Source organism: Aquifex pyrophilus (assembly GCF_054656935.1).
Genome location: NZ_BAAHXJ010000004.1, coordinates 140,686 through 148,406, shown reverse-complemented (window position 1 = coordinate 148,406; position 7,721 = coordinate 140,686). Strand labels below are relative to the sequence as shown.

Genomic DNA, 7,721 nt, shown 5'->3' with positions numbered 1-7,721 from the left:
TTGTTCCGTAATAAAATATTTCCGTGTTTACCTCAAAGTTATTGGCCAGAATAACCGACGGAAGACTTATAGGAAATCCTTCAGTTAGTGTAAATTCCTTTTCAATAGATTCAAGAAAGATAAAAAGGGGAGAGGTTTTTATAGCCCTGAAAGGTTCCTGTTTTGATGGAAACAAATTTATAAAAGATGCATTTGAGAAGGGTGCTGTTGGTGCCGTAGCGGAAAAATTCGTTGAAGTTCCTCATGGTAAGTTTCTTATAATTGTAAACTCATCCCTTGAAGCCCTCAAAAAGATTGCAAAGTATAAAAGGAAAAACTTTAAGGGAACGGTTGTTGGTATAGCGGGTTCGGCGGGGAAAACGACAACAAAAGAGTTATTAGCACATCTTCTCTCCTTTGTCGGAAAGGTATATAAATCCCCGGGAAATCTTAACTCTCAAATAGGACTTCCCTTGAGCGTTGCAAATGCACCTATTGATTGTGATTTCTGGGTTCTTGAGCACGGAGCGAGTAAGAGGGGAGAGATAAGGGAACTTGTCAGTATAACGCGACCACATATAAGGGTTATAACAAAGATTGGGGAAGAGCATCTTGAAGGTTTCGGAAGTATGGAAGGTGTAATCTTCGGAAATGGAGAGCTATTTTGCTTTTTTTCGGAACCTTTTAAAGCTATAATTCCGGAAGATACGATAGAATATTACAGCTTTATTCCAAAGGAATGGCGTTATACCTTTGATAAAAAGGATATTGAAAGATATGAAATTACGGAGGAAGGTGTAAACGTTCGTGTAGAAGGGGAAGAATTTTTTATACCTGTTCCGAGTTTGGGGCTTGTTAATAATCTGCTTGTATCCTTAAAAGTCTTGAAAATTTTGGAATATGAGCTGAGAAATTTTAAAGAAGCTGTTAGGCAGTTTAAACCTGAATGGGGAAGAATGGAAGTTGAAAGGCTCAAAAACTTTACAATTATCAACGACGTTTATAATGCAAATCCTCCCTCTGTAGAAAACGCTGTTAGAAGCCTCTGTCTTATGGGAAATAAGAAGAAGGTTGTAATTCTGGGGGATATGCTTGAGTTAGGGAAATACAGCAGGGAACTCCATAGAAAGGTTGGAGAGCTGTTAAACGCTTGTAAAATAGATGTTGTGTTTTTCTCGGGAGAAGAAGTTAAGGAAGCTTATAATGTTTATAGGGGATTGAAGTTTTACACAAATTCAAAGGAGGAGTTGAAGAAAGTGTTAAGAGAGAAGAAGGAGGTTTTAAAGGGGGGTGTAATTCTCATTAAAGCATCCAGAGGGATGAGATTTGAGGAAATTGTTGAGTTTTTAAGGGAGGTAGATAATGAGTTCTCGGGGTGAGATATTCCTCTTTAAAAACGATATAGTTCTTTATACGGTAACCGATATTCTCGGTCTTACAGAAAATGAAAAAATAAAAGTCGTTGGCACACCTCTTTTGAAAAAATTCGGAGTTGAAGGTGAAAAAGCTTACTTAAAATATTCCACCTTTATCCTTCACACGAGAATACTCGGGAAGACGGAAGATTACATTATTCTTGATTTTCCTACGCTGAATCCAGAAAAGCCTCTGGGCGATAGAAAAAGCGTCAGGGTGACACCAAGTTCGGAGAATCCGGTAAAGGTAATAATAGACGGCAAAGAAAAGATTGTTAACGATATATCGGAAGTGGGTTTTTCGGTGATATGTTCAATTGAGGAAATAAATGATGTTATAAAAGGAGGATTTCTGAACGTTGATATATCTTTACCGACTTACGAGGATTTAATAAAGGGACAAGCCCAACTTGTGAATATAAGGGAAACAAAAAACGGAGATATACTCTGCGGATACGAGCTCTTTCTGAAGGACGAGGATACGGTAAAGGTGAGGTTCTATATATATGAAAGGGTGAAAGAAATACTAAAAAGTATAAAGTAAAATGCCTTCTTTACCGTAAGGTAATTCCTTTACTACTTCACCCTTCGGGTTTATAACCGCGGAGGGACCGATGTTGTTCACCCATAGAATAAACTTTTCGTTCTCCAAAGCCCTTGCCCTTGCCCACTTCATATGCTGGTAATTTCCGTCAGAATCTCTAAACCAGGCGTTGTTGGTAAGAACAGCGAGTATATCACAGCCGAAGCTTTTTATAAAGAAGGCGTAGGCTATCTCAAAACATATGGGTGTTCCTATATTTAATCCGTTCAGGTTAAAACACTTTACCTTTTTTCCCCTTGAGTAATCTTGAAGGCCAAGATAAGGAACAAACTCTGAGAAAAACTTGAAAGGGTAAGGGGTGTATTCCCCAAAGGGAACTAAGATAATTTTCCTGTATATATCTACAACTTTACCGTCTTTCAGGAAAACCACGCTGTTGTAAGCCTCAAACTTATCTCCGTAATTCACCTCTATTATTCCCGTAATTATCGGAACTTTTCGGGAAAACTTTAAAAGCTCATCGTTGAATTCAAGCTCAGAAAGGTAGAAGGGAACCGCGGACTCGGGAAGGATTACAAGGTTCGGGTTTTTTTGTATGGCTTCTTCAACAAGTTTCAGTATTCTCGGATATCTCTCCCAGAAGAGAGCTTTGTTAAGTTTCACATCTTCGGGGATAGCGGTCTGAACGAGGGCTACCTTAAATTTTTCCCTAAATTTAAGCGGTTCACGCTCCTTCGCTATGCCGAAAATTAAAAGGGGAGTGAGAAGGCCGAGAATAATAGTTTTCATACGTCCTGATAAAAGGGGAAAGAGGGATATAAAGAGAGCTACGAGGCTACCAAAATAAACCGTCCCCGCGGTAAGCGAAAATCTGAGAACGGGAATATCAACGAGATTTATGCCTAAAATAAGCCAAGGAAATCCTCCGTATGGGAAGAAGGAACGAATAAGCTCAACGAACGTGTATATAAAGGGAAAGGAAAAGTAATTAAATCTGAAGATTTTCCAAAGGATATAGGTTGTGCCGAACTGGTAAAGAGTAAGGAAAAGAACCAGTAGGATAACTGCGGTATAACCTATAAGAGGATTAATTCCTCCGTAATCTATCAGAGAAATCCTTATCCATATCAACGAAAGGAAAAAGGAGGTAAGTCCGAAGGAGAAAAACCTAATAGGATTTTTTCTGACTCCTAGAAATAAAGCGGGAAATATAAGAAAGAATAAATTATATTTTGAAAAGGAAAGGTAAAAGAGAATACCGGCAACAATGCCTATGAATACCTCTTTATATCCGCTATTATGCATAGGAAAAATATGATACCTCCTATAAATGCACTTATATACTGGCTTACAAATCTCCACAGAATTACGAATATACCCAACTCATGTTTATTTAGAAAACCTGAGAAAACAACCATACCTCCGATTTCCCCAACACCGCTACCACCGGGTGTAGGGCTCACAAAAATGGCGTAAAGAAGCCCTATTTGTTTCTTAAGAACTTCAAAGGGTTCTGTATCTTTGTTAAAAGCCAGAAGTAAAAAGTATCCTATGAGAAGAAAACACACGTAAAGCATTACCGCGGAGAAACTCGCAAGTATAAAGCTGAGTTTCTTCCTCCTGTAAAAATACCTAAGGTGCCCGAGGTAATTCCTCAAAAAGATTTTGCATTTTTTAAAGAACCCATTTTCCCTTTTTAAGAAAAATTTAAAAAGAGCGTATGAAAGTATTAAGAAAAGTGTAAAGATGAAGAGCATTAAAAGGGTATTTGATATGGGAATCGTCAAAAGAAGATAGGGAAAGGCTATTACGAAAAACACAAGACCCGTTAAGGTTTTTAAGGTGACTATGGTTGCAACTTTGTGGGCACTTACCCCTTTTCTCAATAACATATAAACCGCCGTTCCCTCACCGCCTACGTGTGCCGGCGTTACCGTCGCACCGAAAGTGTTTATGAGTGATATAACGTATCCGTATAAAAAGGAGTACTTAACCCCCAGAGAGCGGGCTATTATGAAGAGCCTCAGGTTATCAAAGGTATGTACCAGAAAGAGAAAGAAGAAGCTGAGGAAAAGGTAAAACTTGTTTAAACTCCTCAGAGCTTTAAAGGTTTCGGGTGTAAAGGTTTTATTAATTATGAAAAAAAGGGAGAAGAAAAGAATTACGTTAAAAAGAAGTAGGCCTTTTAATATCTTCCTGTGCATTAAAGACCCTTTACCGCCTTATCTATTCTCTCAAGGGCTTCGTCTATTACGTCATCTTCGTGAGCGGTTGTGAGGAACCAGGCTTCAAACTGGGAAGGCGGTATAAGAACTCCGTTTTTAAGGAGTGCTTTAAAGAACTTTGCAAACATCTCGGTATCCGAGCGTTTTGCGGTTTCAAAGTCGTAAACGTCTTGGTCGGTAAAGAATACGGTCATCATTGAGCCCGCCTTATTTATCCTGTGGGGAATGCCTTTATCAAGAAGTATCCTGCTTACCTCTTTTGCGAGCCTTTCGGTTCTTTCGCCGAGTTCTTCGTAAGGCTCTTTATCCCTGAGTTCCTTTAAGGTTTCCGAGCCAGAAACCATTGCGAGGGGATTTCCCGAAAGGGTTCCAGCTTGGTAAACCTCTCCCTCCGGAGCAACTCTATCCATAAGCTCCCTTCTTCCTCCGTATGCACCTACGGGAAGACCTCCCCCCAGTATTTTACCGAGACACGTTATATCCGGCTCAACACCGAATAGCTCCTGGGCTCCTCCCTTTGAAAGCCTGAATCCCGTAATTACCTCGTCAAATATCAGGAGACTTCCCTTTTCCCTCGTTAGCCTTCTCAGCTCCTCAAGGAACTCTTTCTTTGGCAGAACGACTCCCATATTGCCTGCCACGGGCTCAACTATAACGCCCGCTATCTCCTCTCCGTATTTATCAAAGGCTTCCCTGAGGGCTTCAACGTCGTTGTAAGGTAGAACTATCGTTAATTTAGCTATTTCCTCGGGTATTCCGGGAGTTCCGGGTATGCCGAAGGTCGCAACACCCGAGCCTGCGCTCACGAGAAGGCTGTCGTAATGACCGTGATAGCACCCATCAAACTTAACGATGTATTTCCTTCCCGTTATACCCCTTGCGAGCCTGACCGCGGACATGGTTGCTTCCGTTCCCGAGTTTACGAACCTCACCTTCTCAACCGACGGAACCATCTCAACCACGAGCCTTGCGAGTGTTATCTCGTGGGGATTTGTAAGCCCGAAGGATAGCCCCTTCTGGGCCTCCTCCTGAACAGCTTTCACAACCTTAGGATATGCATGCCCCAAGATTAGGGCACCCCACGAAGCGAGAAAATCTATATACTCATTCCCGTCCGCGTCCCATACCCTTGCCTTTTTTCCCTTAACCAGGATTATAGGCTCTCCTCCTACCGCTTTAAAAGCCCTTACGGGACTGTTAACACCTCCGGGGAGAAGTTGCATAGCCTCTCTGTAAAGCTTTTCGTTTTTCATAAGGTTTATTTTAATCCTTGGGAATAAAGAATTTTTATTCAAACATAAAGAAGAGTTTAGACTTTGGTTGATAAGGATATACTAAAATCCTTATAAGGAGGTGAGTGTGATGAGTGAACAACAGCAAGCTGCGGACCTCGTGATAATCTTGATTACTGGTCCCGAAAATCCTAAGAGACTTCCTTCCGCTTTCTTTCTGGCTTCAACCGCCGCTTCCGCGGATATGAACGTAGTTATGTATTTCACGGGTCCCGCTACGCTCCTTCTAAAGAAGGGTGTTGCAGAAAGCATACGCCCCATGGAGGGAGGAAATACCATCAAAGACTTTATGGAGCTTGCCCTTGACAACGGCGTTCAGTTCGTAGGTTGTCTCCAGTCCCTTGAGCTCAACGGTATGAAAAAGGAAGACCTCGGATTTGACGTTCCCCTCCTTACACCCAGCCAGGCACTTCCCTCATTGGGACAGGCGGGAAGGGTTCTCACCTGGTAACTCCCTTTCCCCTTTTAAAACACCTTTTTATAACAATCATAACCATTTCTTATTTGCAGGTTAAAATTATATACGTATGATTGATATATCCAAGCTCAAGACTTTCGTTACGGTTGCGGAGCTCGGAAGCTTTTCAAAAGCATCGGAGATTTTATACATAACTCAGCCGGCGGTGACCCAACAGATAAAAGCCCTGGAGAGGACTGTCGGGGCAAAGCTCCTCCAGAGACAAGGCGGGAGAATGGTTCTCACTGAAGAGGGGAAGAGGATTTACGAGATAGCGAAGATGCTCCTGAACAGCTACGAGGGGTTAATGGAGGAGATAGCGAGGATAAAGAAGGATTTGAAGGACACACTCTTCCTCGGGCTTAGTGCAACGCCGAGCGAATACATCGTTCCCAAGGTTATAGCGGATTTTCACAAGGAGTTTCCGAGCTCAAAGATAAAGGTTTTCACGGGGAACTCCCACGACGTTGAGGAAGGCCTCATCTCGGGCGTCCTGAATATAGGGATAATAGAGAGGGAGCCTTCCGAAAAGTTTATAGACATTCCCTTTCTTGAGGACGAGATAATATTCTTCACATATCCGGAACATCCCGTTGCTTCAAAGGGAGTCATAGAACCCGAGGAGCTTTACGAGATTGACCTCGTTATGAGGGAGGCTCACTCGGGAACGAGAAAGCTCGTGAGGGACAAGCTTGAGGAGCTCGGGATAGTTTTTGACAAGCTTAACATAAAGATAGAGTCAACGAGTAGCAGGAACATAATCCAGATAGTTAAGTCGGGATACGGTTGTTCCTTCCTCTCTAAGGGGCTTCTGAATGGGGAGCTGAAAGCGGGAAACCTCGTTGAGGTCAAGATTAAGGGATTTGAGATAAAGAGGAAGTTTCACATAATTTATCCGAAGAACGGAAGCGTCTCATTTCTTGCAAATAACTTTATAAAGTACCTCCTTGAAAAAACGAACGAGGTGAAGACGGCGGTATGAAGGCGGTTATATTTGACGTTGACGGAGTAATCGTTGATGTGAGAAAGTCTTACCATTACGCTATAAAGGAAACGGTTAAACACTTCACGGGAAGGGACCTGGATATTGAGTTTATAAGGGAGTTTAAGTTCTCAAGGGGGATAAACAACGACTGGGACGTGAGCGTTGAGCTCATAAAATACCTCGGTTTTGAACCCCCTCCTTATAGCGAGCTCGTTGAGATTTTTGAGAGATTTTACGACGGGTTTAAGGATAAGGAGGAACTTATACTCGGAAGGGAGTTCTTCAAGGAGCTTAAAAGTTTCGGGCTTCCCTTGGGCGTAGTAACGGGAAGACCGAAGAGAGACCTAAAATACCTCTTTGACCGCTTTAAACTATGGGAGTTTTTTGACGCGGTAGTTGACGACGACGATGTGGGCGATATAAACCTGAGAAAGCCCCATCCCTATCCTTTACATTTATGTATGGAGAGTCTCGGAGCTGAGGAAGGTATATACATCGGGGATAACAACGCGGATATGGAGATGGTGAAAAGCTACAGGAAGATATACGGAAAGCCCGTTTTGTTTGTTCACTTCAAGAAGGTGTTTAAGGAAGAGCTTCCCGCGGATTTCTCAACGGAGGACCCCGAAGAGCTCAAGGATTACCTTCTGAATCGGGTAAGGGCTTAGTCTCCTCAATAAGCAGGACGGGAATGCCCTCCCTTATCTCGTAATAAACCTGGCAGTTTTCACATACGAGTATATCCTTCTCTTGTTCGTATCTAAGGTCTCCCTTGCACTTGGGACAAGCGAGTATATCAAGGAGCTCTTTTTCCAGCATAAGAT

General features: G+C 42.3%; 9 protein-coding genes. 5 read left to right on the top strand and 4 right to left on the bottom strand.

Annotation, left to right across the window (positions count from 1 at the left end; all coding sequences use genetic code 11):
• Positions 1-23 precede the first annotated feature (23 nt).
• Together ACYQZ0_RS03565 and ACYQZ0_RS03560 are read left to right on the top strand one after the other, a co-directional pair.
• Positions 24-1,358, top strand: a complete 1,335-nt coding sequence (locus tag ACYQZ0_RS03565; protein WP_459775222.1) for a UDP-N-acetylmuramoyl-tripeptide--D-alanyl-D-alanine ligase — start codon at positions 24-26, stop codon at positions 1,356-1,358.
• On the top strand, positions 1,342-1,938 hold the full coding sequence (locus ACYQZ0_RS03560; protein ID WP_459775221.1) for a DUF8089 domain-containing protein: 597 nt from the start codon (positions 1,342-1,344) through the stop codon (positions 1,936-1,938). Before ACYQZ0_RS03565 ends, ACYQZ0_RS03560 begins: the two co-directional genes overlap by 17 nt.
• Here the strand turns inward: ACYQZ0_RS03560 and lnt are convergent.
• From lnt to hemL, 3 genes are read right to left on the bottom strand one after another with little or no spacing between them, the layout of a single operon-like run.
• The gene (gene lnt / locus ACYQZ0_RS03555; protein ID WP_459775220.1) at positions 1,921-3,243 is read right to left on the bottom strand and encodes an apolipoprotein N-acyltransferase; all 1,323 of its coding nucleotides are present in this window, start codon (positions 3,241-3,243) and stop codon (positions 1,921-1,923) included. The genes ACYQZ0_RS03560 and lnt overlap by 18 nt on opposite strands.
• Complete coding sequence (locus ACYQZ0_RS03550; RefSeq protein ID WP_459775219.1) at positions 3,210-4,142, bottom strand: flippase-like domain-containing protein; 933 nt, start codon at positions 4,140-4,142, stop codon at positions 3,210-3,212. The genes lnt and ACYQZ0_RS03550 overlap by 34 nt, the downstream gene beginning before the upstream one ends.
• Complete coding sequence (hemL, locus tag ACYQZ0_RS03545) at positions 4,142-5,416, bottom strand: glutamate-1-semialdehyde 2,1-aminomutase (protein WP_459775218.1); 1,275 nt, start codon at positions 5,414-5,416, stop codon at positions 4,142-4,144. Before hemL ends, ACYQZ0_RS03550 begins: the two co-directional genes overlap by 1 nt.
• A 109-nt stretch (positions 5,417-5,525) precedes the next feature.
• Here hemL and ACYQZ0_RS03540 point away from each other — a divergent pair, with 109 nt between their 5' ends.
• The 3 genes from ACYQZ0_RS03540 (at position 5,526) to ACYQZ0_RS03530 (ending at position 7,565) form a co-directional block, all read left to right on the top strand.
• Positions 5,526-5,906 carry a DsrE family protein gene (locus ACYQZ0_RS03540; protein WP_459775217.1) on the top strand — a complete coding sequence of 127 codons (381 nt, stop codon included), beginning with the start codon at positions 5,526-5,528 and terminating at the stop codon, positions 5,904-5,906.
• Between the two features lie 76 nt (positions 5,907-5,982).
• Positions 5,983-6,894 (top strand): LysR substrate-binding domain-containing protein, encoded by a 912-nt coding sequence (locus ACYQZ0_RS03535; RefSeq protein WP_459775216.1) that lies wholly within the window; start codon positions 5,983-5,985, stop codon positions 6,892-6,894.
• Positions 6,891-7,565, top strand: a complete 675-nt coding sequence (locus tag ACYQZ0_RS03530) for an HAD family hydrolase (protein ID WP_459775214.1) — start codon at positions 6,891-6,893, stop codon at positions 7,563-7,565. The genes ACYQZ0_RS03535 and ACYQZ0_RS03530 overlap by 4 nt, the downstream gene beginning before the upstream one ends.
• Here ACYQZ0_RS03530 and ACYQZ0_RS03525 read toward each other — a convergent pair.
• Positions 7,531-7,716: a Trm112 family protein gene (locus ACYQZ0_RS03525; protein ID WP_459775212.1), complete on the bottom strand. Its 186-nt coding sequence runs from the start codon at positions 7,714-7,716 to the stop codon at positions 7,531-7,533. The genes ACYQZ0_RS03530 and ACYQZ0_RS03525 overlap by 35 nt on opposite strands.
• Positions 7,717-7,721 lie beyond the last annotated feature (5 nt).